General features: G+C 44.4%; 22 protein-coding genes. 11 read left to right on the top strand and 11 right to left on the bottom strand.

The window, feature by feature from the left end; genetic code table 11:
* Nucleotides 1-35 precede the first annotated feature (35 nt).
* From AC6I7V_RS16030 to AC6I7V_RS16020, 3 genes are all read left to right on the top strand, one after another.
* Nucleotides 36-1244, top strand: coding sequence for a NupC/NupG family nucleoside CNT transporter (locus AC6I7V_RS16030; RefSeq protein ID WP_261883963.1), 1209 nt, complete (start codon nt 36-38; stop codon nt 1242-1244).
* Nucleotides 1245-1502: 258 nt separating this feature from the next.
* Nucleotides 1503-1775 (top strand): hypothetical protein, encoded by a 273-nt coding sequence (locus AC6I7V_RS16025; protein WP_255232469.1) that lies wholly within the window; start codon nt 1503-1505, stop codon nt 1773-1775.
* Nucleotides 1775-2383, top strand: a complete 609-nt coding sequence (locus AC6I7V_RS16020; protein WP_255232470.1) for a class I SAM-dependent methyltransferase — start codon at nt 1775-1777, stop codon at nt 2381-2383. Before AC6I7V_RS16025 ends, AC6I7V_RS16020 begins: the two co-directional genes overlap by 1 nt.
* A gap of 110 nt (nt 2384-2493) precedes the next feature.
* Here AC6I7V_RS16020 and AC6I7V_RS16015 read toward each other — a convergent pair whose 3' ends face one another.
* Complete coding sequence (locus tag AC6I7V_RS16015; RefSeq protein ID WP_498012245.1) at nt 2494-3639, bottom strand: DUF3541 domain-containing protein; 1146 nt, start codon at nt 3637-3639, stop codon at nt 2494-2496.
* A gap of 313 nt (nt 3640-3952) precedes the next feature.
* On the opposite strand from AC6I7V_RS16015, the gene AC6I7V_RS16010 reads away from it, so the two are divergent.
* Nucleotides 3953-5305 (top strand): diguanylate cyclase domain-containing protein, encoded by a 1353-nt coding sequence (locus AC6I7V_RS16010; protein WP_498012244.1) that lies wholly within the window; start codon nt 3953-3955, stop codon nt 5303-5305.
* A gap of 150 nt (nt 5306-5455) precedes the next feature.
* The gene (locus AC6I7V_RS16005) at nt 5456-7057 is read left to right on the top strand and encodes a DEAD/DEAH box helicase (protein WP_498012243.1); all 1602 of its coding nucleotides are present in this window, start codon (nt 5456-5458) and stop codon (nt 7055-7057) included.
* A 475-nt stretch (nt 7058-7532) separates the two neighbouring features.
* Here the strand turns inward: AC6I7V_RS16005 and AC6I7V_RS16000 are convergent, their stop codons facing one another.
* A complete protein-coding gene (locus tag AC6I7V_RS16000) occupies nt 7533-8966 on the bottom strand; it encodes a DUF3612 domain-containing protein (RefSeq protein WP_498012396.1) in 1434 nt (477 codons plus the stop codon).
* A gap of 269 nt (nt 8967-9235) precedes the next feature.
* On the opposite strand from AC6I7V_RS16000, the gene AC6I7V_RS15995 reads away from it, so the two are divergent.
* Nucleotides 9236-9829 carry an aldolase/citrate lyase/malate synthase family protein gene (locus AC6I7V_RS15995; RefSeq protein ID WP_255232475.1) on the top strand — a complete coding sequence of 198 codons (594 nt, stop codon included), beginning with the start codon at nt 9236-9238 and terminating at the stop codon, nt 9827-9829.
* A gap of 182 nt (nt 9830-10011) precedes the next feature.
* Here the strand turns inward: AC6I7V_RS15995 and AC6I7V_RS15990 are convergent, their stop codons facing one another.
* The 6 genes from AC6I7V_RS15990 to AC6I7V_RS15965 all read right to left on the bottom strand — a co-directional run bounded on the left by AC6I7V_RS15990 (nt 10012) and on the right by AC6I7V_RS15965 (nt 16590).
* Nucleotides 10012-11028, bottom strand: a complete 1017-nt coding sequence (locus AC6I7V_RS15990; RefSeq protein WP_255232476.1) for a GGDEF domain-containing protein — start codon at nt 11026-11028, stop codon at nt 10012-10014.
* Between the two features lie 293 nt (nt 11029-11321).
* Nucleotides 11322-11534: a transcription antiterminator/RNA stability regulator CspE gene (gene cspE / locus AC6I7V_RS15985; protein ID WP_004740083.1), complete on the bottom strand. Its 213-nt coding sequence runs from the start codon at nt 11532-11534 to the stop codon at nt 11322-11324.
* 355 nt (nt 11535-11889) lie between these two features.
* A complete protein-coding gene (locus tag AC6I7V_RS15980) occupies nt 11890-13167 on the bottom strand; it encodes a cytosine deaminase (protein ID WP_255232477.1) in 1278 nt (425 codons plus the stop codon).
* 9 nt (nt 13168-13176) lie between these two features.
* The gene (gene codB / locus AC6I7V_RS15975; protein WP_498012242.1) at nt 13177-14415 is read right to left on the bottom strand and encodes a cytosine permease; all 1239 of its coding nucleotides are present in this window, start codon (nt 14413-14415) and stop codon (nt 13177-13179) included.
* Nucleotides 14416-15022: 607 nt separating this feature from the next.
* Nucleotides 15023-16246, bottom strand: coding sequence for an HlyD family secretion protein (locus AC6I7V_RS15970; RefSeq protein WP_255232479.1), 1224 nt, complete (start codon nt 16244-16246; stop codon nt 15023-15025).
* Nucleotides 16240-16590 carry an MFS transporter gene (locus AC6I7V_RS15965; RefSeq protein ID WP_498012241.1) on the bottom strand — a complete coding sequence of 117 codons (351 nt, stop codon included), beginning with the start codon at nt 16588-16590 and terminating at the stop codon, nt 16240-16242. The genes AC6I7V_RS15970 and AC6I7V_RS15965 overlap by 7 nt, the downstream gene beginning before the upstream one ends.
* A 156-nt stretch (nt 16591-16746) precedes the next feature.
* Between AC6I7V_RS15965 and AC6I7V_RS15960 the strand changes: the two genes are divergently transcribed.
* Complete coding sequence (locus AC6I7V_RS15960; RefSeq protein ID WP_255232481.1) at nt 16747-17754, top strand: AraC family transcriptional regulator; 1008 nt, start codon at nt 16747-16749, stop codon at nt 17752-17754.
* 12 nt (nt 17755-17766) lie between these two features.
* On the opposite strand, the gene AC6I7V_RS15955 is transcribed toward AC6I7V_RS15960, so the two are convergent.
* Complete coding sequence (locus AC6I7V_RS15955) at nt 17767-18447, bottom strand: pyridoxamine 5'-phosphate oxidase family protein (RefSeq protein WP_498012240.1); 681 nt, start codon at nt 18445-18447, stop codon at nt 17767-17769.
* 90 nt (nt 18448-18537) lie between these two features.
* Between AC6I7V_RS15955 and pdxR the strand changes: the two genes are divergently transcribed.
* The gene (gene pdxR, locus AC6I7V_RS15950; protein ID WP_498012239.1) at nt 18538-19983 is read left to right on the top strand and encodes a MocR-like pyridoxine biosynthesis transcription factor PdxR; all 1446 of its coding nucleotides are present in this window, start codon (nt 18538-18540) and stop codon (nt 19981-19983) included.
* A 35-nt stretch (nt 19984-20018) separates the two neighbouring features.
* Here the strand turns inward: pdxR and yjeH are convergent, their stop codons facing one another.
* On the bottom strand, nt 20019-21278 hold the full coding sequence (gene yjeH, locus AC6I7V_RS15945; RefSeq protein ID WP_498012238.1) for an L-methionine/branched-chain amino acid transporter: 1260 nt from the start codon (nt 21276-21278) through the stop codon (nt 20019-20021).
* A gap of 306 nt (nt 21279-21584) precedes the next feature.
* Here yjeH and AC6I7V_RS15940 point away from each other — a divergent pair, with 306 nt between their 5' ends.
* Nucleotides 21585-22532 (top strand): LysR family transcriptional regulator, encoded by a 948-nt coding sequence (locus AC6I7V_RS15940; RefSeq protein ID WP_498012237.1) that lies wholly within the window; start codon nt 21585-21587, stop codon nt 22530-22532.
* Between the two features lie 87 nt (nt 22533-22619).
* Complete coding sequence (locus AC6I7V_RS15935; protein ID WP_150897201.1) at nt 22620-23234, top strand: LysE family translocator; 615 nt, start codon at nt 22620-22622, stop codon at nt 23232-23234.
* A gap of 167 nt (nt 23235-23401) precedes the next feature.
* On the opposite strand, the gene AC6I7V_RS15930 is transcribed toward AC6I7V_RS15935, so the two are convergent.
* Nucleotides 23402-23632 carry a hypothetical protein gene (locus AC6I7V_RS15930; protein ID WP_372064536.1) on the bottom strand — a complete coding sequence of 77 codons (231 nt, stop codon included), beginning with the start codon at nt 23630-23632 and terminating at the stop codon, nt 23402-23404.
* Between the two features lie 279 nt (nt 23633-23911).
* On the opposite strand from AC6I7V_RS15930, the gene hcp reads away from it, so the two are divergent.
* Entirely contained in the window at nt 23912-25573 is a 1662-nt protein-coding gene (gene hcp, locus AC6I7V_RS15925; protein WP_255232488.1) for a hydroxylamine reductase, read from the top strand.
* The last annotated feature ends 21 nt before the right edge of the window (nt 25574-25594 follow it).

Below are 25594 nucleotides of genomic sequence, written 5' to 3'. Positions count from 1 at the left end.
CATGCTCACACTTTAAGGATTATTAGGACAATTTTATGAATATTTTATTTGGTTTTGTTGGTGTTTTTGCACTAATCGCTTGCGCGTATTTGCTATCTGAAAGCCGCTCGGCGATCAACTGGAAAACGGTAATTCGTGCCTTTCTACTTCAAATTAGTTTTGCTGCTTTAGTGCTATATTTTCCTTGGGGACAAATGGCGTTAACAAGCTTAAGTAGCGGCGTATCAAGCTTACTTGGCTTTGCAGATGCGGGTATCTCATTTCTTTTTGGTGGCCTTGCTACTGAAGGGTTTATCTTCGCAGTGCGTGTACTTCCTATTATCATCTTCTTTAGCGCACTGATTTCTGCACTTTACTATCTGGGTGTGATGCAGAAAGTAATCCAAGTTCTAGGTGGTGCTGTTCAGAAATTGTTGGGTACGAGTAAAGCAGAGTCTTTGGTTGCTACTGGTAATATTTTCCTTTCTCAAGGCGAGTCGCCACTTCTTATTCGCCCTTTCCTAAAATCAATGACTCGTTCAGAGCTATTCGCAGTGATGGCTGGTGGTATGGCATCGGTCGCGGGCAGCGTGCTAGGGGGTTATGCTGGTCTAGGTGTTGAACTTAAGTATCTTATTGCAGCAAGCTTTATGGCCGCGCCGGGTAGTCTACTAATGGCTAAAATTATTGTGCCTGAACTTGATACACCAAGTAGTTACGACAATATTGAACTAGACAAAGCTGACCAAAGTAACGTGATCGACGCGTTAGCAAGTGGCGCAATGAACGGTATGAAAGTGGCAGTTGCGGTTGGTACTATGCTGATTGCTTTCGTTAGTGTTATCGCGATGGTGAACACAGGTCTTGAGAGCTTAGGTGAAGCGGTTGGCTTTACTGGTATCACTCTACAAGCGGTATTTGGTTACCTATTCTCACCATTGGCGTGGGTTATCGGCATTCCAAGTGATGAAGTGCTAATGGCAGGCTCTTACATTGGTCAAAAGATCATTATGAATGAGTTTGTTGCTTTCATCGATTTCGTTGAGAACAAAGCGTTACTTTCAGAGCACAGCCAAGTGATCATCACGTTTGCATTGTGTGGCTTTGCGAACATCGGTTCTATTGCGATTCAATTAGGTTCTATCGGTGTTATCGCTCCTGAGCGTCGTGCTGAGGTGGCAAACCTTGGTCTTAAAGCGGTTGCAGCAGGTACATTGGCTAACCTAATGAGCGCATGCTTGGCGGGTATCTTTATCTTGCTATAACCTGCGGTTACTCTTTCTCTCAGTTGCCGTCTTTATGACGATGCGAGAGCAGCAGAGTAGAACCATATATCTATTTAGCGTTAGCGGGCACTTGGGTTCTCCCCCCAAGTGCCCGTTTTTTTGTTTTTGCGTTGTTCACTATGGAAAAATCAGTATCGCTCATAAGGGGAATAGTGAGGTCAATCTATCTCGTATATACTTCGAAGGTGCTTAACCTTAGAAGCGCTGTTTTATCCTGCTATTTAAGAAAGGCTTTTTATGAAAACAAGAGTATGTATTGGCTTGCTGTTTGCTACTTCATTAATATCAGCTCTGATTTTTTTGTTGGCGGGTGATAGCCATTTTCCAGTGACGCAGTGGCCTAAAGAAGCGTATCTAGGTTTGGTATTTAGCGTGGTCTGGGGTGGCGGTGTAATGGCAAGTGTCGCTTACGTTTTTTCTGCGATGGTTTTTATCACGGTAGCTGTGGTGGGCTATGCCATTGGCTACAAGGTTGGCAGTTATTTACCAACCTGTAGCGACACGAAGTAATGCACTGGTTAGATCGACTCCGAATATATTGGTATCACAGAAAGCAATCCAAATGCTGGCCTGAAAATGGCGCTCGTTCTCTTGGTTGGACTGATAGAGCTTCTCAATATGCTCGTTTTTCCGTTATAGCTAATCATGTCGAGTTTGATGGGCAGACCGTACTTGATCTAGGTTGCGGGTATGGCGACTTGTATCCGTTCTTGACGGCGCAATATGCAATTCGGTCTTATCTTGGGGTGGAACAGCATTCGGCGTTTTATCAGCAGGCCAAAGCACGATATCAAAACGCCACCTGTGCCTTTAAGCGCGGTGACATCAGTACGATTTCCTTGAAACCCTATGATGTGGTTGTGGCGAGTGGTTCATTGAATTATGCCTCAAGAAATGAACACTATCTTACCTCGATGATCATAAGAATGTATGCGTTGGCGAATAAAACGCTGGTGTTTAACCTGCTAGACAAAGATTATTATCCAACTCGGCAGTTGCTTGTCAGCTATCATCCACAAGGGGTTTATCGATTCTGTAAAACACTGTGTGAAGATGTCAGGCTAGTAGAAGGCTATTGCGATGGTGACTTTACGATTGTAATGAACAAAGCGAAGTGAACCGCAAGCGGAAGTAACGTAAAAACAATCACCCAATGAAATAAACCCAAGCAGAGAAAGCTTGGGTTTGTTGTATAGAGTTGAGTGCTGAGCAACTGTAAGTCGAGTCCTTAGTTTGGCTTGTTCTCCACTAAACCATAAGGCAGACTTTTGAATACTTCCGGATGCTTTTGGAAGGTTGGCGCTTCATTCACCTGTTGCCAGTCGAGCAGCATGATAGCGAGAACGTTCCGATGCTCACCATACTCTAAATCAAAATCCCCCGTTATAGATGGAATCATGCCTTGTTCTTTATCGATAGAGGCTTGAATGGCAAGGCGTGTTTTTTCTACTACGGGATCATTTTCTAAGCCTGCCAGTAAGAAGGTTATACCTACTTCAGCAATCACATCTTCTTTGGCACGCAGAAGTATTGTGTCGATGTTTTGTCGGAAGTAATCATAAATCCATTGATGTTCTTTTTCGCTGACTTGATGTTGGTAATACTCTGAATCTCCGAAAATGATGTGCGTCATTCCGTAGATCTTATTACCGTACTGCTGAGTCGAGAGTTTCTTGTCCTGGCTGTCAGGGTAAGTGGACTTGAATGTTTTAACAAACTCGTCAACGACATCTTGTTCACCTAACTGACGTAACCAATACACTTGATTTGCGAGTTGTGCAGCCCAAGCTTTGATCATCTCTTCGTTGGTCACGTATTTAGAGAAGTCATAGCGACGGATAATTTCTCGCAGCTTGGCGTCATTTTTATGCTCTAACCCGTACTCGTTAGCGCGAGCCATTGACCCAAGTAGATCAACCCCTAAGAATAGATATTCTGGCATGTGCTTAGTGATGTTGTAACGTCGAACACTGCGCTCATCTTCATCATCAACATACGATGCGATGCGCTTCTCAGAGTAGAGAACAATTTGCTCTTGGGTGTAAACATCGTTAGAAAGTCGACTCAGTTTGCTGGCAACACGTGCCATGTCACTCCAAACAGCTGCCGTGTATTTTTCATCTTGCGTTTGACGAAACATACGAACGCCGTAATGTCCCTCTTTAAATGCAGGCAGCGTGTAAAGTTGGCTTTCGTATGTGTGTTTAATGAGATCTGCTGAGGCTTTGAAGCTTTGTTTTTGTGATCCTATGAGCTTGCTCTGGAGAGCACTTTCTTGTGTTGCATCCTTAACGAGTGCATTAGAGTGAGCATAGGCACAAGCAATAGTGGAGATCGATAGCAAAATACACAGTGTTATCGTTTTTAGCTTCATATCAAAGTTACCGAGCAAAGGAGGATAGTTCAAAAATAGCACTGAGCTAAATAGTGAATGTAAGTGTTTAGTCAACTTGTTGTTATCTTTTATAGCTTGGAAGTGTCAATTAAGGCAATGTGATAAATTTGATCAAGGTTTATTGTTGATGAAAAGCTCAATATTCACATGTGCTGTTTACAAGTTATGGATTTTTAATCTAGTAAATGCATACTTAAAGCAAACTAGAGCTAAAAGTAGTGATTGATGTTAATTGAGCCTCATTTTACGGCAGTAAAATTACAAAAATAGACAGAGCAGGAGAGAACGAGTTATGACGAATCGTTCAGGTAAGCAGTGGTCTGCTAGGATGTTATCTTGTTTATTTTTGATTACGACCATCAGTGCCGTTGAGTTTTTTCACAGAAAGCAGGTAACCTTCTTAAAAAATGAAGCCTTTGCAGAGGCTCAAAAACAGTTGGCGATCGTACGATCACGCATTGAGGCGGTGATCGTTACCGATATGTACCTTCTCAATGGTATGTCGACTCAGGTTGCTATTGCTCCGCGAGCTGATGTCGATGAGTGGAACAAGATCGCCGAAAGTATCATTCGAGATGGTTCTCATATTCAATTGATTGGGTTAGCAAAAAACGATGTACTGAGCTTTGTTTACCCAAAAGAAGGGAATGAAAGCATTTTGGGTATCGACTACCGAGACCACCCAGACCAATGGCGTTCGGTCGCCTTAGCCCGTCAGTTGGAAAGAACCTTTATCTCAGGGCCTTTTGAACTCTTTCAAGGAGGATGGGCATTGATTACCCGAACTCCAATCTTTATGGACCCTCCGTTTAATCATGAGTATTGGGGGGTATCCAGCGCAGTTATAGATTTGGATTCCTTGTTAAAAGATGCAGGCGCAGAGCAATTAGAGGAGCGCTATCACTTCGCCATCCGAGGCTCTAACAGTGCAGGTAAAGATGGCGACGTTTTCTACGGTGACGAGGCCGTTTTTGAATCCGCATTCGCTACAGAAATGGCAAGTTTCCCATATGGTGGCTGGTTTTTAGCTCTGTCAGGTGAAGAAAAGGCACTGGCGGATGTGTCATGGGGGCGCGTAAATATTATGCGTATTATCGGCTATTCTGCACTTCTTTTGGCTTCGTTAGCCTTTTTTACTATCTATCGGCTTTATACCGTCGCTCACGGTCGCGCAATGCACGACGACCTGACGATGTTGCCAAACCGACGTTATTTCATGTACAGCCTCAACCTGGCTTTCAAAGATGCTAAGCATAGTGGCTCAGAACGTTTTGCGGTGATGAATATTGATCTTGATGGCTTTAAATCAATCAATGATACCTATGGCCATGCTGCGGGCGATAAGGTGTTGGTTGAGGTTTCGAAACGTATTCGCGCAGTACTTCGAAGCTCTGATATCGTGGCACGTATGGGGGGCGATGAGTTCCTGATTCTACTTCCGCGAGTGCATGATGGCCAGAACCTACTATCAATCCGCAGTAAGTTAGAACAAGATATCTGTCTGCGCCCGGTGGAGTTTGATGGGCAAAATATTGCTCTGAATGCCAGTATCGGATGGGCAGCGTACACAGAGACGTTTAACGATGTCGATGAGCTACTAAAAGCCGCAGATAAAAAAATGTATCAGAGAAAGCGCGCAAGTTAATACAAGTCGAATTAGAATTTAGTTGCTGAATTGGGTTAAAAGCCTCAGAATACCGCGCTTTGTAGCGCCATGTTGATCACGATTTAGCGTTACACAGCCCATGCGAACTCCGTACTGAGCTTACCTTTTCGTTAACTGAGACATTATTCTATGAGTTTTACCTCCCTAGGCCTTTCTGCTCCTATTTTAAAAGCGATTGAAGCACAAGGTTATGATAAGCCATCACCTATCCAAGAAAAGGCGATCCCAGCCGTTTTGAAAGGAAAGGATGTCATGGCCGCCGCTCAGACTGGTACAGGTAAAACAGCTGGCTTCACGCTGCCTATTCTTGAGCTTCTTTCTAAAGGTCCACGTGTACGAGCGAATCAAGTTCGCGCCCTAGTTCTAACCCCGACTCGCGAACTCGCTGCACAAGTTAACGGAAGCGTTGTTAAATATGGCATCAACTTGCCTTTGAACTCATCGGTGGTATTTGGTGGAGTGAAGATTAACCCCCAAATGCAGAAGCTTCGTAAAGGTAGCGACGTGCTAGTCGCGACTCCGGGACGCTTGCTTGATCTATATAATCAAAATGCAGTGCGCTTTGATCAGCTAGAAATCTTAGTCTTAGACGAGGCTGATCGAATGCTAGATATGGGCTTTATTCGCGATATTCGTAAGATCTTAGCTTTTCTGCCTAAAAAGCGTCAAAACTTACTGTTCTCAGCAACATTCTCAGATGACATTCGCAGTTTAGCGAAAGGGCTCGTAAATAACCCTGTCGAGATCTCAGTTAATCCTGCGAATTCGACGGCGAAAACGGTAGAGCAGAGCATTTACCCTGCCGACAAGAAAAAGAAAGCGCCAATGCTGGCTAAGCTTATTAAAGATAATGATTGGCAGCAGGTGTTGGTGTTTAGCAAAACAAAACACGGTGCAAATAAACTGGCTCGTTTTCTTGGCGACCAAGGTATTACAGCTGCGCCAATCCACGGCAATAAGAGCCAAGGCGCTCGTACCAAAGCGTTGGATAACTTTAAAACGGGTCAGGTGAGAGTCTTGGTTGCAACGGATATTGCGGCGCGTGGTATCGATATTCCGCAGCTTCCTCAAGTGGTTAACTTCGATCTTCCTCATGTCTCTGAAGACTATGTACACCGTATTGGACGTACAGGTCGTGCGGGTGAAGTGGGCAAGGCGATCTCTTTAGTGTGTGCAGATGAAGCTTCAGAGCTATTTGGTATTGAGCGACTTATTCAGCAAGTCTTAGAACGTCGTGAGTTAGAAGGCTTCAGCCCGGTAAACACATTGCCAGAATCTAAGTTAGATACGCGTCCGATTAAGGCGAAGAAACCGAAAAAGCCTAAGAAGCCAAAGACAGAGCATGCGGACGGACAACGCTCATCAGACAACGCACGTGGTCATAAGCCAGTAGGTAAAAACAAACGCCATGCGCCTGGTACGGGCCCAGCGCCTAAGCGCAAGCCGGCTGCCGCTCAAAAGGCGCAAGGTGGTGGTGATGACTCTATTAAGAATAATGGGAGCAATTTTAAGCGCGGAAAAGGGAGAAAACCAGCGACTGGTGAAGAAGCAAATGCTAAGCCTGCATCAGTCGGAAAAAAGCCGTCTCCAGCGAAACGCAGCGGTGGCAAAGCTAACCAATCTGGTCAGGGTAAGTCTGGCTATGGCTCAAGCTATGGTCCTAAGGGATCTACGAATAAATCGAACACCGGTAGTCGCAGCAAGCCAAGACCTGGAACGCACAACAAGTAATAAGCTCTCAGACGGCGCGGTGCTAGCCTAAGAAACAAGAACGCAAACTGATTTAATCATGTTTGCGTTTTTTTGGTCTTAAGAAATAGGCTTTTGTTTTCAATATATTACGTAAGCTGTATCTATTTTAGGTGAGAGGTCGTTGAAAAGTTGTTTATCAAGAGGGGCTATTGATTCTTAGTAATAATAACATAATCACTAGCGTAATTAGTGTAATTTGCAAAATGCAATTTCATATTGCAAATTACTAAGCTATAAACGACTAATAAGTGTGCGGATGCGTAGTAAAATGGGGCTTTGAAAAGTTGGCACACATAGTGCATTACTTATTGTGACCCTTCTTAAGCCGAGGGTCACCTAGCCAACTGACGTTGTTAGTGAACCTTTATTGTTCACATAAAATATATAGCCAATCACGTTTATTGTGGTTGGTTTTTTTTTGCCTGCAGTTTTTATGTTAATGCTTTGGTTATAATTAACGTTCCCCGCATTTCGAATAACAGCTTGGCTGACGTGGACACTCTCCACCTCGCGAACAAATAAGTCTCGCTTCTGCTTCAATCCCACGTTCAATCCAGTTAATGTTAAGAATCTTAGCTATAGTCGTAAGGTCTTTCTTGATGTTACGTGGAATAGCAACTGACCCGCCATTGTTAACACAGGATGCTTTAAGCTGCTCTGCTATTTCTCGCGAATTACCGCCTTGCGCATCAATAGCTGGGTTTAGGTCGATACCTGCACACAATACACGGTTGTTGCCCGCTGGGTCGGTCATATTGATGGATTCACAACAATAGATTCTTGGTTCGTCACCCACATTTAAAATTGAAATTTGAGCTGAACTGCCATCTCTAGGCTCTGACAATCGACGAAACACTGCCCAGTGCTGACATGGGTCTGCGACCGTTCGCATATTGCCCCACGGAAGCGGGATTCCGTTTCCACGATATACTGCCTTGAGCTTGCCCGGTCCATAAGCATCAAAGTAGTGCCAATGAGGGTAAGGTGATACTACCGTCATTCTTCGCATCGCAACAGAGGGGGAAACCCCCGCTCTTTTATGTACATCGATCTCGTAGCCAGTTCTGTCCAGGAGTTGTCGAAAGGGAACTTTTGGACAAAGCAGGGCACCCGCAAAGAAGCTTGATTCGAAGTCTCGCCATGCTTGCAGAATATCTTGTGAGTTAAGCTGGGAAGAGGTTTTGTTTTGGGCATCGTCCCAAGTGTTGTTATTGCCTACAGAAAGCACGCTCTTGAGCCCTTCTTTGCTATGCAAAATGCAGTGTCCAATATAAACAGCAAGATCGTACTTGAGACGGGTTGGGTACTCCTTGAGGATCTCATTGAGGTAAATGGTGCCTGGAGGCTCGAAAAATGATGTGACCAACTGTTTTGCGTTTATCCCTAGCTCGTCCACTACATCCTGCGGGGTGCGCGTTACCCAGCGAATCTGTATCCCCAAGCTGCGAGCAATATCGATTAGGTCTTCAACACTCAAATTAAGACGTTTTAGCCCAACCTCTTCGGCTGCGCGTTCCAAGTCTGGAAAGTGGTTTTGGTTGCTTTCTTGATGCGCTCGAATGAGTAGGTGGGCAAATTGCCGTCCAGAAATGCCCGTTTGTGAGAGCATTTCTGGAATGGCAATCTGAAGAATGTCGTTAGAGAACAAAAAGCTAGGCTCTAAAGCCATTCCGTTTATTCCGCCGCGATTTCCTTTGTCTGGCGTTATCGCTTGTTGCTCTGGTTCATCGTCCAAAAACCAAGTGGGATTTTTCTGAAACACTTCTGCGATCACTTCGAGCATATCGATACTCGGGACGCGCTTTCCTCGCTCAATCATCGAGAGATAAGAGACCGAAGGGGCGTACTCAGGGTTCACTCTAATGCAACGCGCAGAGAGATCTTCCATCGTTAAATGGTTGCGTTTCCGTAGGTTACGTATCTTCGTGCCTAGGAAGTGAGATTGACGAACTAAACTTTTTGACAAGGCCATATTTGTAAAATTCACATTGTAAAATTTTTGTTGTGAAATTGTAGGTAAAAAAGCGCTAGTCTACAAACTAAGCAATTCACAAAATGACGAAGAAATTAAACGTTTGTTTGGAATAATTGCTCTAGGACACACATTTGCTATGAAAATCGATGATTTTTCATCGGACTGGTCAAGAGGGAAAGACTATGAATATGCTGACATTCGATAAAACTGAAATCCAAAAACAATCCAAGCCATTTATCGCTGAAGCTGTCTTTGCCGTAGAGACGATCAGTGCAAACCAGCAAACGGAAAAACAGATCAAAGCGAAACAGCTTTTGGATCGTCTATTTCCATTGGAGAATGGTTCCCATCAGGATGTAACCAGCTATGTAATCGATTACAATCATATCATGGCATATTTCAAAGACGGCCGACATAGTGGGCTTAAACATCCCAAGCAGTTTGTTGCTTACATGGGTGAGAAATGCGACCCAGATTCAATTTTGTTCCGCGATGGAAGTGGCAGCCACCTTGAAGTCATGCTTGGTTGCCACAAAGGGACAGGGCGTATTGAGCTGGTCGATATTGATGATATTCAGTTAGAAACTTGTACGACTTTCGGTCAATCACCAATGGAAGCGGCTCAAGATGAACAGTGTGAGATGTCAGCATTACGTCACTGGATCAGTTTGGTTCAAGGAGATGAGAAGGGTAAACCCAAAGCAAGCAGTGAAGACAAAGAGTTTCGTGCAAAAAGTGGCGAGGATTACTGCCTAAATTACTGCTACAACATATAAGTGTGTTAGATGCTCACAACGAGATGATATCAACTGACTGATGTGTAGAATGCAACGACAAGAATATCAAAGCCCCGTTTAACGCAGCGGGGCTTTGTCTAATACTGAGGCAAGCTCATACAGTGTCGTCTTATAAAAAGTGCTTGAGCGATAGTGATGGCTTCTCGAGTGATACTGATGACTTACAGTGGCATCACTCGATTTCGACCCAGAGATTTGGCCTCGTATAGAAGCTTATCCGCACGCTCGATTAATGAGTCAGCCGTCTCGTTGGGCTGTAGCTCCGCCACACCGAATGACGCGGTGATATTACCTACCTGCTCACCACTGCGACGATCTTTAATCGAAAGCTTCTCTAATGAACGGCGACTGGTATCAGCAATTTGACGAGCAATGCGCAGTGATTTATTAGGAATGATCATTGCGAATTCTTCACCACCAAAGCGATAGGCTGAGATGCCGTCGCGACAGGCGACTTTTAGTTTACGAGCAATACCCTTTAAAACCGTATCACCAAACAGGTGACCATAGGTATCGTTAAAGGTTTTAAAGTGGTCAATATCCAGCAGTACTAAGCTCAGTGCCTGATCGGATTCGCACAACATCTGCAGATCTTTATTGAAGGAGCGACGGTTATAAAGTGTGGTTAGACTGTCGAAAAGTGCGTCTTTTTGAACCTCAATTAGCTGACTTTTTAGTTTACTGATCTCGGAAGTTGCGGCATTTAACTGAGAATTAAGAAATTGGGTTGAGTGACGGATATTTTGCGACTCAGAAACTAACTGACGAACAAGAGACATAACCTCATCTATCGACATGCTGTTGTTCTCGACTTGGGATAAGTCTTCGAAGCTCTTGTCGATCATTTCAGAGAATGCGGATGTATCGGTCAGTGTGTCGTTCATTGAACTCGATACTTCAGAAACCAACAGCTCTAGATTGGCGCGCAAATCATTGATGGTAGTTTCGGACTTACTCGCAACATATTCGTTGTAGAGTTGTTCACCAAGTGCCGGTGGACAGATACCATAATGTTCTAGTACGCCGTCCATATCTTTGTTGAGTTGTGGGATGGCGTTGTCGACATAGGTGTACCACAGGGCGTAGTTCGCAGGTGTGGTGGACACTCTATTTTTCATCATAAGTGGCACCGCTTTCTTTAAATTTGCGGTGGATTTCTGAAATTCGTCTTTTTTCATTATCTTACTTGCAGATATGTAAACCAGCTAAATCTAACGTGGATTCAAGACTAGCGGATTTTCACTCTATTTGCTTTAAAAATTATGCAATTAATGGATGCGGGTTATATAAATTACCCTATTTTTTTGAGGCTTTTATGTTTTTAAGTATTTGTTGAGTAAAGCATCACCAAACGAGGCTTTGAGATGTTGGCGCAACAAGTAGGTCTTGGCGAAAGTGATAAAGGGGGCGAGCGGAAACAAAAAAGCGCCGGTAGAAACCAGCGCTTTAAAATCTTTTTAGCTAAAAGCTATTATTGAGCAACAACGTTAGCTGCTTGTAGGCCTTTTTGACCGTTTTCAACTTCGAAAGAAACCTTTTGGCCTTCTTTCAGAGTTTTGAAACCTTCAGAAACGATAGCACGGAAGTGAACGAATACGTCAGCACCGCCGTTATCTTGAGAAATGAAGCCGAAACCTTTCTCTTCGTTAAACCATTTTACAGTACCAGTATTTGTGTTAGACATAATTTGTCCCTTATTCAAAAAATTACTAAATTGTTGATTGCATTAATGCAATGCGCTGATAATTGAATTATTTAATATTGCTAAGAAATAAGGAAAAACTACTTACAAAAACGGGTAACGATTTTACTTGTCAATTTTACTTTGGTTCTAACTTAAATAACTCCGGCTAACAGAGCAAGAGCATGGTAACACAGTCTGCATCTTTGTACACACATTCATTACGAATTTGGCGACTTTTTTGCCTCTTAGGGCAGAAAAAATAAGGGCTTGCTGCATTTTCAGCGGTTACTTTTTCACTCTAATCGACAAACAAAAAGGAAGCGCACTCGCTCCTTTCCTATCAGTGTAGACGATACTAACGTTTAAAGTTAATTGCTTCTGATTTATCTAGGTTGATTTTGGTTTGCGCAAGCTGTGTTTCTGCGACCACCTTACCATGTCGCACAGAGTACTGAACTGGTACTTGGCGACGCACAGCATCAAAACCATTTTCAGCAGGAAGAATCAACAGGCTGCCAGGTTTACCCACTTCAATGCCGAACTGCTCTTGGATATTCAGTGTGCGAGCAGAGTTCTTGCTGATCAAATCTAATGATTGATTTATTTGATCGTAACCCATCACCTGCGTTACGTGCAGACCCATATGCAGTACTTGCAGCATGTTCGCTGTACCCAGTGGATACCACGGATCAAAAACATCGTCGTGACCAAAACAGACGTTGATGTTTGAAGCGAGCATCTCTTTTACTCGTGTTACACCTCGGCGTTTCGGGTAATCATCGAATCGGCCTTGTAAGTGAATGTTCACTAATGGGTTTGCTACGAAGTTGATCCCTGACATACGTAGGAGGCGGAATAGGCGAGAGGCGTAAGCACCATTGTAAGAACCCATTGCGGTCGTGTGGCTCGCCGTAACTTTGTCACCCATGTCAAACTTATGTGCAAGAGCGGCTAAGGTTTCAACGAAGCGAGACTGTTCGTCATCGATTTCGTCACAGTGAACGTCAATTAGGCGGTCATATTTACGTGCAAGTTCAAATACATAATGGAGAGACTCAACGCCGTATTCACGAGTGAATTCGAAATGAGGAATCGCACCGATGACATCGGCACCGAGCTGAACCGCCTCTTCAAGCAGCTCTTTGCCGTTCGGGTAAGAAAGAATGCCTTCTTGAGGGAATGCAACGATTTGGATGTCAACCCACTCTTTCATCTCTTCACGAACGTCAATCATCGCTTTAAGCGCGATAAGTGTCGGGTCTGAAACATCGACGTGAGTTCGAACGTGTTGCACACCGTTAGCAATTTGCCATTTCAGTGTTTGTTTCGCGCGCGCTTTTACGTCTTCGATTGACAGTAACTCTTTGCGTTCCGCCCAGCGTTCGATACCTTCAAAAAGCGTACCTGAGATATTCCAGTTTGGTTCACCGGCTGTCTGAGTCGTATCAAGGTGGATGTGTGGTTCACAAAAAGGAGTAACCGCAATGCCACCTTGAGCGTCTAGAGTGTCGCCTTGATGAGCAATCTGATCATCATTGTCTAGAATGCGACTGAATTGACCATTTTCAATCAGAATTTGTTTCAAGCCATCTTGGTCTTGAAGCTTCGCGTTCTTGATCAATAAGGTAGTCATAGTTTTTCCTTAAGCCGTCTGAGATTTCATAGCGTTTTTGTTGATAAGAGGGTTGAGCACTAGGTAGCTAATAGCACCACCTAATACAGCGTTGATAGGAACAACACCTGGTAGGAAGTGACCTGCAGCAACACCAATTGCAACCGCGATAATGCCAGCCCAATTCACGGTTTGGAACTCTGCTTTTGCAAAATCTTTGTAGCGTTTACGGTTAGCAAAGAAATCGGAGATGATTACACCACCAATCGGTGGTATCGCTAACGATAGGAACGTTAGCCAACCTACAAAGTTGTTGTATAACCACAGTGCGAAAATCGTACCGATGATGCCGTTAATGATCGACATTAGTGTACTAGAGCGACCTGTGATGTTTGAGAAACCTAGACCCGATGCATACAGCGCGTTTTCATTGGTTGTCCAAATGTTCAGACCTAACACGATAATAGCAGGAAGCAGTAGACCTTGAGCGATCATCACATCAGAGATGTCTGACTGGCCTGTTGCCGCCGCACCCGCTGCGCCAAAGATGAACATTAGCGAGTTACCGATGAAGAAAGCGATCATAGTAACCAGCACTGCGCTTGCAGGTTTTTTACCAAAGCGCACGAAATCGGCAGTGAGCGTACCTGCACTAACGAAAGAGCCTACAACCATAGCGAGCGCCATTGAGAAGTCCATTGGTGTTTCTGGTTTGATAAGCTGAAGTTGTTCCAAGCCGCCAACGCTATCTACAGCCGTCATCACTGAGTAGCCACCTAAGATTGCAATTGCAGGAACAGCAACTGCCGATAAGACCATCAATGCTTTGATACCAAAATACACTGTCGCCGTCATCAATAAACCAGAAACGATAATTAGGGTGTTGGTATCGATGCCTGTCGCTTTTTGTACGGGGATTGCGAACATCGCCACGCCAACGCCGAACCAGCCTACTTGTGTGCCGCCAAGGAGAGCAGAAGGAAGCCAAGAGCCTTTAGTACCAAAAGAGAATCGAGCGAGAAGGTGAGTTGAGAGGCCAGTAGAAGAGCCGATGTAGCCAAGAAAAGAAGTGTAAATACCAAGGGTTAGATTGCCAATGAGAACGGCGAGGAAGAAATCATTGAAGGTGAGACCAGTACCGAGTGAACCGCCTGTCCACATACTTGCGGAGAAGAAAGTCAAACCTAACATTACCATTGTTAATGAAGCGACTCCTTTCCTAGCCGATGTTGGAACCGACCCTAGACTGTAGTTGTGATCCGCAGCCATATTTTACCTCCGCAATTGATCAATTAAATTAATTACGCCCGTCATATTTCAGACAAACGTGCGCATTATGGTGATATAAACCACAGAGTCAATGATGTTTTTATCATTAAGTTGTTTAAAAATCAGTGTGGTGTTTTTATTTTCAATACAAACAATTAGTTAGTGGTTCTTGTTTTTTTGAATTATTTATAGCGAAAACGTTTTCTAATAAGAGTTGTGTTTCTTTTGGAGAGGCTTGGTTATAAAAATAACTTGTTATTGGAATGAACGGATGTCTGTAAATTGTTGCAAGGTTTTAGATAAAAAAATAGCCAACTGCAAAATGGCAATTGGCTTATATATAGTGTGAACAATAAAGGTTCACTAACAACGTCAGTTGGCTAGGTGACCCTCGGCTTAAAAAGGGTCACTATATGAAATGCAGATAGTGTGCCAACTTTTACAGGCCCATTTTCGGCTGTTTTATATCAATTTGATGCGTAGTTGACCTTGGATTTTGCAATTTGCAACTCCAAATTGCAAATAGCTTACAAATGCAATGTGTTGAGTAGGAAAATGCCTGTCAAATATTGACCTTGTTACTCTTTAGTTTGGAAGTACTGGTCCGTTATATCGAGTAGAAGAAGTACAGCTGAGATTTCATTCGAATAATGATGCCACGTATGGCGTCTAAGAATGCCATAAAACTAATGGGTTTCTCGCCACTTACCCATGCAAGGCCAACTGATCCGACGGGGATGTCATAGCCTTCCGTTTCCTCAATCTTCAAACGAACGAAATGATGCTTGTTCTGTAGGTTCTTGCCTGTCGTTGTTCTAACCGATTCGTCTATACCTAATAGCGTTGCTTGCGCTTCGCCAGTCGCCTCGACAATGCCTTCAACGGTTGCCGAAAAGATCTTACCTGGGAATACCGCTGTCGCAAACTCCGCAGGCTGACCCACTTTAATGTTGCGAATCGCTTGGTGATTCACTCGCATCAGTACGTACTTCTCTTCGGTGTACATCTGAATACGTGGCATCATCGAAACACGTTGACCTTCGCGAAGAATAAAGTTGGTAACAAAGCCGTCTGTTGGGGCGGTCACCTTAGTGCTTTTTAGATCCCATTCCGCTTGAGCTAATGTAGAGCTAGCTGTGTCCACATCAGTCTGCTTTTTAGTGACATTGGTTTCTGCTTTTTGAATATTGAGTTTAGCGTTTTCGGCATCGACCTTTTTCTTACTAAGTTCAGACTTCAATGTGGTTAGGCTGTGTTTGGCCAAATCGACAGTAGCGGTTTGTTGATCGATGTCCGATTCCGTAATCGTATGCTCTACCACGCTGTTCTGGCGTAAATAACGCTTAAGAGTCTTTTCTTGCAATACAAGGTCGGTTTTCGCAGATTCAATTTTTGCTTCAGTTGAATGGATATCTTCAAGTGACGACTGATACGAAATCTTCGCGATATCGACTTCTTGATGCGCAGTTTCTAGAGCAACCTGCGCAGATTCAAGTTGGATCTTTGCCTTGTCACGAGCGATAACATATTTGGTGTCATCAATTTCATAGATTAGCTGACCTTCTTTTACATCTTGGTTTGGCGTGATATGAACCTTAGTTGTTTTACCAGACACTGCAGTCGAATCTGGTCGCAATTGAATATGTGGTGATTGAACCACTGAGCCGCCCGACAGATCCATCGGGGTATAGTTAATCAATCCAACCCATACAAACAGCAACCACGATGTCCCCCCTAAGTAAGCGAACGCTTTGGTTCCCTTGTTCCAAGGCATGCCGACTAATCTAAGCAGATAAATGAAAAGAGCCCAAATAGCTAAACCTTCTAACATGCTGGTGTCTCCTTGTTATTCTCATTCTCTTGATCTGCCGTTTTCTCTGGCGAGGGTGCTCGCCAAGTATCCCGCAAATTGATGATTGCTTTTTCCATGTCGACAAATGCGAGAATCACAGCCAGCACCCATACCCAATGCCAGATAAACCCGATCCAGGTGAGCGCAGTGATCAGCCCCAGTTGGTGATGCTCTTTACTGTGTGCTTTATTAATTGGCAGTTCATGAACTCGCCAGAAACCGTAACCTGCAGCAGCAATCGTCGCGACAAGCACAATTCCGGCTACAACGTGAAGTGCTGTATCGGCACTGGTTCCAACAAACGGGACACTAAGAAGACTCATTGATAAACCCTATGTTAACTAAGAGACGCAATTGTGAGCTATGTCAGATGATACGGTTGTAAAGATACAGATTATTTCCCTATGTGCGTTCTTTTGATGTGATCTGTAATTTATGATATTAAAATTGTTTCGTTTCTCTGATGGGTTGGTGGTTTAGTGCATAACGTTAACTTTTTGCGTGCTCTGGGTATATTCAGTATTTATCAGCAAGTCGCGGCAAATGAGGTAGAAGACATTGAGAGCTTAGGTATTCCTAGATCGGTGTTTGATAATCCGATGAACCTGATACCAGTGAGAGAAGTGGATGAGTGGTATCACAACTTAGAGCAACGGACACAAAACCCAGACATCATTTTACAAATAGGACAAAAGGTTGATATTGAGAAGGCGGGACCACTGGCGAATTGGTTCTTCTCTGGGCATGATTTGGCTTCGACTATTCGCAGAATAAATCTAAGCCTTCATTGTTTACAGTCTGGTGCGTATCTCTATGGAGCGGAAGTAGGACCTCTGATTAAATGGTGTTACGAGAACCCGGCATACAGTGATAAGGGTAAGGTTCACGACTCCATTCGAGTCGCTATTTTCATGACGAAGATATTGCGCATGTATCTTGGTCACGATTTCAAGCCTGCGGCAGTGTGTATTGCTGGCCATCGTAAAAATGTCGAGGTTTATCAAGCTTACTTCGATTGCCCAATTCAATGGGGACAACCGAGAACCGAAGTGTGGTTGCCTAGTAATCTGAGGTTATCTGTCAATCAAGTTCGCTCTACCGGGCGTGCTAACTTAGCCATGAATTACCATGATTTGGATAATTACCTAAATATGCCTGATGCTGAAGATGAGCATAAGGTGATTTACGAAATGATCAATTACAGTCGGCATTTTGGTTTACCAACGCTTGCCAAGGTTTCTTCCTTGCTTGGGTTATCTGAGCAGCAATTTCAGAGACGATTACATCGTCTAGGCGTCACGTTCTCAACCATTACCGGTTATGTGTTGAGTAACGTGGCGGTTGAACTATTGCGGTATTCCACACCCATCAATGAGATCGCGACACGCCTCGGCTACACCAATACAGCGAGCTTTAACCGCATGTTTAAAAAACATAGAGGCTTAACACCTAGGCAGTATCGCGATCGTTTTCGAGCTCATTTCTAAGTGGCTTCAGTGCTACTTGCTGTTACTGCTGTTCGGCGCATTACTCCAACGAGAGCCGTAGGCTGCTGAATAGTCCGGCAGATCTATCTTACCTTCTAGTTCAGGTACGGTTTCGAGTGGACCCACGACGGTTCTATAAGGCAGTACTCCTGCCCAAACGGGAATGTCGAGGTCAGCTTCATCGTCGTTAACGCCGTGCTTACCAATTTTAACCGAGGCCTCTGTCAACGGAATAGCGAGTAGCTCTGTGGCCGCAAGTTCTCTCGGGCTACTCAGACGCACTTCTTTTGTTCGACCTGGCGCTATCTGTTCAATGAAATGATTGAGTAGTCTGTCTTTCTCGTCGGCGTCGTCAATGATTTCAAATGATCCAAATACCACCGCAGAACGATAGTGAGCACTGTGATGAAAAGCCGAACGTGCTAATACCCAGCCGTCAAACAGGGTGAAGGTTAGGCAAGTCTGAGCCCCTGTTTTTAGCCCTTTTAGTAGACGGCTGTTTTTTGCGCCGTGGATGTAGACATGGTTGTCAACACGCCACGCCAACATAGGGATCACTACCGGGCCTTGATCTCCGTCTAAGGCGATGTGGGCAATGAGGCTTTCATCAATGATTTCGTATAGCTTTTGCTGTTCGAACTCTGCTTTGTGAGTTCCTTTCTTAATCGTTGTTCTGTTGGTTCTCGATAACATAATGACATCTCCATGATTGCTTTTTATTCAATCTAACGGTTAACTGGATACATAAATAGAGCCACTTTTAAAGAGTGTTTAGATCCAGTTATGCAGCCAATAGATATCGGAGACCTGTCATTAGATCTCAGTACAACAACACGTCAGAACGCCTTATTTCATGCTATCCGGGAAAAGATCGTGCGTGGTTTTTGGAGCAAAGGGAATAAACTTCCCTCTACTCGCAAGTTAGCTCTGGAGATTGATGTCAGCCGTAACACAGTGATTTTTGCTTACGAGCAATTAATGAGTGAAGGTTATATAGAGAGCCGAAAAGGAGCAGGCTATTTTGTTTCGATAGAACAGCCCGAATACTATCTAGGGGCGTTAGATGCTGCATCGGAAACGGTAAGCAAAGAATCACATGACGTGAATGGAAAGCCGGCTTTTGATGTGAATCAGGGCTTTGCTCCCGGCGTTCCCGATCTTCAAGCTTTTCCATTCGCTAAATGGCAGCGCTTATTGCAGAGGCATGTGACGCGATTAAACCTTGCGGGAAATCAACAGGTTCAAGGATCGATTGCGCTTCGAGAAGCCTTGAGTCATTACTTGGCGAGTAGCCGATCTGTTCATTGTGATTCCAGTCGAATCATTATTACGGTTGGTGCACAACAGGCACTATCAATCGCTCTAATGGCGACGCTTGAAGCCGAGGATGAAGTCTTGATGGAGGAGCCTGGATACCGTCAAGTACATAAAATAATCGACCTTTTACAACTCAGGATACAGCCTGTTCCGGTGCGTGAGAAGCAGGGGTTGTGTTTGGACAAAGTACTGGCGAGTAAAGCTCAAGCACTCTATGTCACACCAAGTAATCAGTACCCAATGGGTACTACGCTTACCACAGAACAAAGACTGAAGATCATTGATTGGGCAAAACAGAATCGGGCTTGGATCATTGAAGATGACTACGATAGTGAATTTCAGTTTGCACACCGTCCTTACACCAGTATGCAAGGCTTAGCAGGCAAGCTAGAGCAAGACGAACGGGTGATTTACGTGGGTTCGCTCAGCAAAGTGATGTTCAACGGTTTGAGAATTGGCTACATGGTAGTACCCAAACAGTTGGTCCCTCGTTGTTTAGAAATTAAAGATGCTATTACTGGCGACTCACCCACGCATACACAGGAAGCGTTGGCAGACTTTATCAATGAAGGTGATCTATTAAGACACATTAGAAAAATGCGACGCCTTTACAAACAGAAGCATGAAGCGACGTTAGCAGCGTTGGAGAATGAATTTGGTCAAGATCTTGAAGTGATAAGCCAAGCGGCTGGTCTGCATGTGACGGTTAAGTGGTATGGCCGGATTTCGGAACGAGATTGGAGTGAAAGGGCGGAGAAAGAAAACATTGTCGTGCGTCCGTTTAGCTTTTACGAATACACGAAAAACAGTGACCGTGACTGGCGCGCTGTAGTTTTGGGCTTTGGAAACGTTCCTTTGGAGCGAATACCTCAGAAAATGCGCGCCATTGCTCAAATTTTTTATCGTGAGTAATGGCGCAGAAAATATCTCTGGCTACGAGTCGGTGATTACTCTAACGACACGCGAGGTCGACCTAGCCAACGACGCCAAGGTAACAACAGTGCAGCAAACACGAAGCATGCATAGAGCATTGACCAACTTAGGCAGATGAAAACTAAGGTACACAATAGCAGCGATAAGATTGCGATGTATTGGCCCGAACCTGACAGCAAGCGACAGGCTGCGAGCATTGCCAATAGGTAAACCAACACAAAGATCCCGTTGGCAAGTTTGAGGAAAAACTCAAGATCTAACGAAGATAGCTCACCAATCACGCAGGACAGCAGTGCGACAACACCGATAACAATGGTTGGATAAAGTGGAGCGCCGCGAGTATTGAGTTGAGCCATTTTACCAAGTGGATTGTGTTGACGAGCTTGCGCCCAAATCATGCGTGATAGACTCTGCGTATACAGATTGAGGCTGGCAAAACAGGCAAAGAAGCCGAGAATGCTGATCACAGTTTTGAGTCCATTACCAAACAGTTGCTCTGTGACCCAAGGAATCGCCGTCGCATCAAATTCAGCGGAACCATATGCGCCCAATTTTAAAATCACCACTGAACATGCCCAGTAAACCAAACCTGCGACAAAGCAACCTGCGATAATGGCTAGGGGAAAGTCGCGTTGCGGATTCTTAAACTCTTCTCCCATATGCGCAAATGCTTCAATGCCGACAAAACACCAAAACATCACGGCCAAGGCAGACCCGATAGCCCACATTGAATTTGAATCGACACTTGGAATCGCGACGTCAGCCATACCGATATCTGCTTTCCAAATAAAAGCACCAACGAGCGCAAGAATAGAGAGTGCAATGACAGTTTGCAGCCGACCTGAAGACTTGCTGCCTAAAAGGTTGACAATGATCAGCAATACGACAGTCAAAAACTGGGCACTGAGTGGTGCGTTTAGCGGTGCGGGAAGTAGTTGCTGAGCAAAACCTCCGGCCAAAGCGATCGCCGCAGGGATGCCCACAGGAATGACACTTACAAATAACCAAGCGACTGCCGTCTCCATACGTTGCCCAAACGCTTGACGCACAAAATAGGCAGTCCCCCCGGCATTGGGGTAGCGTTTTCCAAGTGCGGCGAAAGTGAGGGCAATTGGGCAAATGGCAATAAATAGCAGTAACCAAGCCAGTAGCGATAGTTGTCCTGCGATACCTGCTGCTATTGCAGGGATCATAAACAACCCAGTTCCGAGTAGGGTAGTGGAAAGCTGCCCGATACCGGAAAGCAGGGTAATTTCTTGCTTGAGTTGTGTCATGCGTCGTCCTTGAAGTTCTTTTTATCGCTAACGTGCTTATTGGGATTCGCTACCGCTATGTTTTACTGCAAAAGCATACCCTTTCATTACTGAGAATGCAGCTAGAGAAACGTCTTAACTTGGCGTCATTTTAACGGTGTTTTGTATCTTAGAGGTGAAAGTGTCGGCTGTTCTAACGTCGAAATTTGTGTCAAATTAGAACGCTGAAATAACGATAGCAATGGAAGTCGTAAGCATAATGGATAAGTTTGATCGTCAAATCGTCGATATTCTAAACAATGATGGGCGCAGCTCAGTAAGGCTCGCATGCTAGGCAATATTAATCTTAATCTGCTGCGTTCACTGCATGTTTTGCTTGAAGAGTGCCATGTTAGTCGAGCTGCGGAGCGACTCCATATCACTCAATCAGCGGTTAGCCGTCAGCTCTCACAATTGAGAGAGCTGTGTAATGATCCCTTATTGGTCAGAGATGGCAATAAACTCATTCCGACTTCACGCGCTTTGTTGCTCAAATATAAATTGGATGCGTTGCTAGGTGAATTTGACCACCTTCTTGATGATCAGCCTTTTGATCCTAAAGAGTGGAAAGGGGAGTTAGTTCTGGCGTCGAGTGATTATGTTGCTCAGTACATACTGCCTAATATTGTTGCCGATGTTTCTGAAGTTGCGCCGCATATCAATCTCGCTTACCGGTTGTGGGACCCGAGTTACCTTGAACGCCTTCATGACATGGGCATTCATTTGGCATCTAGCATGTTTCCAAAAAAACCTGAGCATGTTTCAAGCATGAAGCTTGGTGAAGACAAATCGGTATGTCTGATGAGAAGCTCACACCCACTGGCGCAGCAAGAAAAATTGAGTATCGATGATCTTGTTAACTTTGCACATATTAAAGTGACGGGAGGTGGAGACAAAGACACTCAAGCTGATATCGCTTTAAAGCAGCTAGGGCGTACTCGAAGAGTGGCTTTGAAAGTACCGTTTTTCTCAGCCGCGTGTAACGTACTAAACCAAGATGACTATCTGATGATTGTGCCAGAGCATATTGCTTATAACTTAGCTCGTCATCAACCATTGACTTACCGCTCCTTACCTTTTGAGACCGATAGCCATACCTATTGGCTGATGTGGCACCCTAAATTTGATAATGATTCTGCTCATAAGTGGGTACGTGAGAAGGCGTATCTTGCTATGCAGAAATCCAGTTACAATATCAGTATGATTTCAAATTATAACAATGATGATTATCTTTGATTTCAATTTATGGCTTGTTCAAATTAAGGTGACAACATAGTCAGCGAGGATAGTCTGCTCGCTGTAATTGAGTGTAGGAATGGAATAATGACAATAACGATTTGGTTTTCTTTATTAGCTATCTGCTTATTGGGTGCGATGTCTCCGGGACCAAGTTTGGCAATGATTGCAAAACACAGCTTAGCTGGTGGACGAATGAATGGTCTGATCGCGGCTTGGGCACATGCAGCAGGGATAGGTATCTATGCGTTTGCCACTATTATCGGTTTGGCGGTCGTGTTAGAACAGTCGCCAATGCTGTTTAAAGGCATTAGCTTAGCCGGTGCCGCTTACCTGGCATATCTTGGAGTTAATGCACTGCGCTCGAAAGGGGGTGTTGCGGCAAAATTAGAAGGTGGGGAGCCAGTCACTTACATGCAGTCTGCTCGTGAGGCCTTTCTTATCTCAATTCTTAGCCCAAAGATCGCGTTGTTCTTTATCGCTCTGTTCAGCCAGTTTGTCGCTTTAGGTAATGAGCTGATGAACAAGGTCATCATTGTGTCGACACCGTTGATTGTGGACGGCCTATGGTATACCTTCATTACACTGGTATTATCGAGCCCGCTGATTGTTGACCGCATCCGTTCTCAAGCCCAGTTGATAGATAGGCTATCGGGTGTGGTATTGATCCTATTGGCGGCACGTGTGGTGTGGACAATCTAGCAAACACGTTGTAGAAACCAAAAAGGCTCACCGTGTTTTGTGGTGAGCCTTTTTACTATTGACTAGGATAACTGGCTATAAAACTACTTTGAGTTTGCCATAACACTGCCAGACGCCATCACTTCATTAAGCCCACTGTGTTGTGCTCATGCTAACGAATCTTGCGCTTATCGTTTGTTCGACAAGTCTTCATACTCGCCTTCGATAACACCAGCATCTCGATTCGGAGAGAAGTGGTTATTCATACGTGATGTAAAGCCTTGTTGGTTCATTTGCTTCTGAATTTTTTTCCCTGTGATTAGAGCTGCAATCGTTAGAGGGATAGCAAGTAGCAAGCTGGTGAATAGTGCAATAAGACCAGTGAAGAGCGCTGCAACAGTAACTAAGATATTTTTCATAATTCATTTCCTCTTTTTCTATGTTGTCACTCTAACAAAGCTTTTCTGAACGAAACATGAACGGTGTTCAAAAAAATCTTTGGAAGTCATATTGACCTGAGTGTGTTTATTTTCAGTAGAATCTTGTAGTCATAAATACGCACTTAAAATATGGCTTTGTGTTTTTTGTTATATAAAACAGTAAGTTAAAAGTTGGCATGGAAGGTGCTCTAGGGAGTAGGAAAAATAAATCATTGTGAGCCAAGAACTTACAACAAACGACTATGACTGGAGCCCAATATGTTCTGTATTCAATGTGAACAAACTATTCAAACGCCAACCGTTAAAGGCTGCTCATTCGCACAAGGTATGTGTGGTAAAACTTCTGAAGTTTCTGATCTGCAAGATGTGTTGGTGTACTCACTGCAAGGGGTTTCTTTTTGGGCCAATTTAGGCCGCGCTTGCAACATCATAGATACGGAAATCGATGAGTGGGCACCAAAAGCGTTTTTCGCGACATTAACTAACGTGAACTTTGACCCTGAGCGAATCATTGAATTTGCTCAACAGTCACACGAATATAAGCAGCGTTTAGAGCAACAAGTTCGTGCTGCTGCGCTGGTGGTTGGTTTTGAAATTCCAGCACTGTCACCAGCCGCTCAATTTGATCTTCCAACAGATAGCAGTCAGTTGCTTGCACTTGCACCACAAGCTGCGGTTAACCGTGGTCATGATTCCCAACATGAGGACGTGATTGGCTTGCGTTTACTTTGTCTATACGGCTTGAAAGGTGCGGCAGCATACATGGAACACGCACGTGTTCTTGGTCAAACAAACCAAGACATTCATGCTGAATACCACCAAATCATGGCGTTCTTGGGTACAGATCCTACGGATCTGAAACAGCTGCTTGATACATCAATGCAGATCGGCTTGATGAACTACAAAGTCATGGAGATGTTGGACAAAGGCGAGACGGAGACTTTTGGTCACCCACAGCCAACAGCCGTTAATGTTAAAACGAAGAAAGGTCATTGCATTCTTGTTTCTGGTCATGATCTACACGACCTAGAAAAGATCCTGCAACAGACAGAAGGTAAGGGCATTAATGTCTACACTAACGGCGAAATGCTTCCTGCTCACGGTTACCCTGAACTCAGCAAATACCCGCATTTAGCAGGTAACTACGGTAGTGCATGGCAAAACCAGCAAAAAGAGTTCGCTAATTTCCCAGGTGCGATCGTGATGACGTCTAACTGTCTGCTTAACCCAGATGTAGGTGCTTATGCCGATCGCTTATTTACCCGTAGTATCGTGGGGTGGCCGGGTGTCGCGCATCTTGAAGGTGATGACTTCAGCGCCGTTATCGATTGTGCATTAGCACAAGAGGGCTTCAAGCACGACGAGATCGAACAGATGATCACTGTAGGCTTTGGTCGCAATGCACTTATGGAAGCGGCTCCAGCGGTGGTTGAGCAAGTTAAAGAGGGCAACATCAAACACTTCTTCCTAGTGGGTGGTTGTGATGGTGATAAAGCGGAACGTAGCTATTACACAGACTTTACTGCTCAAGCTCCTGACGATTCGGTTATTCTGACTTTGGCTTGTGGTAAGTTCCGTTTCAACAAGAACCAATTTGGCGACATTAACGGTATTCCACGTCTTCTCGATGTTGGCCAATGTAATGACGCATACTCTGCAATTCAGCTTGCTTTAGCTCTGTCTCAAGAGTTTGATTGTGGGATCAATGAGCTTCCATTGACTCTGGTCCTTTCTTGGTTTGAGCAAAAAGCAATTGTGATCTTGCTTACTCTGTTTGCACTGGGTGTGAAAGGTATTTACACAGGTCCAACCGCACCTGCGTTCCTAACCGAGAACCTGTTGAAGATCATTCAAGACGAGTTCGACATGCGCGCTATCTCTACACCTGAACAAGATCTTAAAACAATCTTAGCGGCTTAATCTCGCTAACTAAGCCTCGTG

This window comes from Vibrio sp. KUL70 (genome assembly GCF_059725515.1).
This window is presented reverse-complemented; position numbering and strand designations above follow the sequence as displayed.

Bases quoted from the DNA above. Each gene is read 5' to 3' on its own strand.
- AC6I7V_RS16030 (WP_261883963.1), top strand. From the start codon at position 36: ATGAATATTTTATTTGGTTTTGTTGGTGTTTTTGCACTAATCGCTTGC.
- AC6I7V_RS16025 (WP_255232469.1), top strand. From the start codon at position 1,503: ATGAAAACAAGAGTATGTATTGGCTTGCTGTTTGCTACTTCATTAATA.
- AC6I7V_RS16020 (WP_255232470.1), top strand. From the start codon at position 1,775: ATGCACTGGTTAGATCGACTCCGAATATATTGGTATCACAGAAAGCAA.
- AC6I7V_RS16015 (WP_498012245.1), bottom strand. From the start codon at position 3,639: ATGAAGCTAAAAACGATAACACTGTGTATTTTGCTATCGATCTCCACT.
- AC6I7V_RS16010 (WP_498012244.1), top strand. From the start codon at position 3,953: ATGACGAATCGTTCAGGTAAGCAGTGGTCTGCTAGGATGTTATCTTGT.
- AC6I7V_RS16005 (WP_498012243.1), top strand. From the start codon at position 5,456: ATGAGTTTTACCTCCCTAGGCCTTTCTGCTCCTATTTTAAAAGCGATT.
- AC6I7V_RS16000 (WP_498012396.1), bottom strand. From the start codon at position 8,966: ATGGAAGATCTCTCTGCGCGTTGCATTAGAGTGAACCCTGAGTACGCC.
- AC6I7V_RS15995 (WP_255232475.1), top strand. From the start codon at position 9,236: ATGAATATGCTGACATTCGATAAAACTGAAATCCAAAAACAATCCAAG.
- AC6I7V_RS15990 (WP_255232476.1), bottom strand. From the start codon at position 11,028: ATGAAAAAAGACGAATTTCAGAAATCCACCGCAAATTTAAAGAAAGCG.
- cspE (WP_004740083.1), bottom strand. From the start codon at position 11,534: ATGTCTAACACAAATACTGGTACTGTAAAATGGTTTAACGAAGAGAAA.
- AC6I7V_RS15980 (WP_255232477.1), bottom strand. From the start codon at position 13,167: ATGACTACCTTATTGATCAAGAACGCGAAGCTTCAAGACCAAGATGGC.
- codB (WP_498012242.1), bottom strand. From the start codon at position 14,415: ATGGCTGCGGATCACAACTACAGTCTAGGGTCGGTTCCAACATCGGCT.
- AC6I7V_RS15970 (WP_255232479.1), bottom strand. From the start codon at position 16,246: ATGTTAGAAGGTTTAGCTATTTGGGCTCTTTTCATTTATCTGCTTAGA.
- AC6I7V_RS15965 (WP_498012241.1), bottom strand. From the start codon at position 16,590: ATGAGTCTTCTTAGTGTCCCGTTTGTTGGAACCAGTGCCGATACAGCA.
- AC6I7V_RS15955 (WP_498012240.1), bottom strand. From the start codon at position 18,447: ATGTTATCGAGAACCAACAGAACAACGATTAAGAAAGGAACTCACAAA.
- pdxR (WP_498012239.1), top strand. From the start codon at position 18,538: ATGCAGCCAATAGATATCGGAGACCTGTCATTAGATCTCAGTACAACA.
- yjeH (WP_498012238.1), bottom strand. From the start codon at position 21,278: ATGACACAACTCAAGCAAGAAATTACCCTGCTTTCCGGTATCGGGCAG.
- AC6I7V_RS15940 (WP_498012237.1), top strand. From the start codon at position 21,585: ATGCTAGGCAATATTAATCTTAATCTGCTGCGTTCACTGCATGTTTTG.
- AC6I7V_RS15935 (WP_150897201.1), top strand. From the start codon at position 22,620: ATGACAATAACGATTTGGTTTTCTTTATTAGCTATCTGCTTATTGGGT.
- AC6I7V_RS15930 (WP_372064536.1), bottom strand. From the start codon at position 23,632: ATGAAAAATATCTTAGTTACTGTTGCAGCGCTCTTCACTGGTCTTATT.
- hcp (WP_255232488.1), top strand. From the start codon at position 23,912: ATGTTCTGTATTCAATGTGAACAAACTATTCAAACGCCAACCGTTAAA.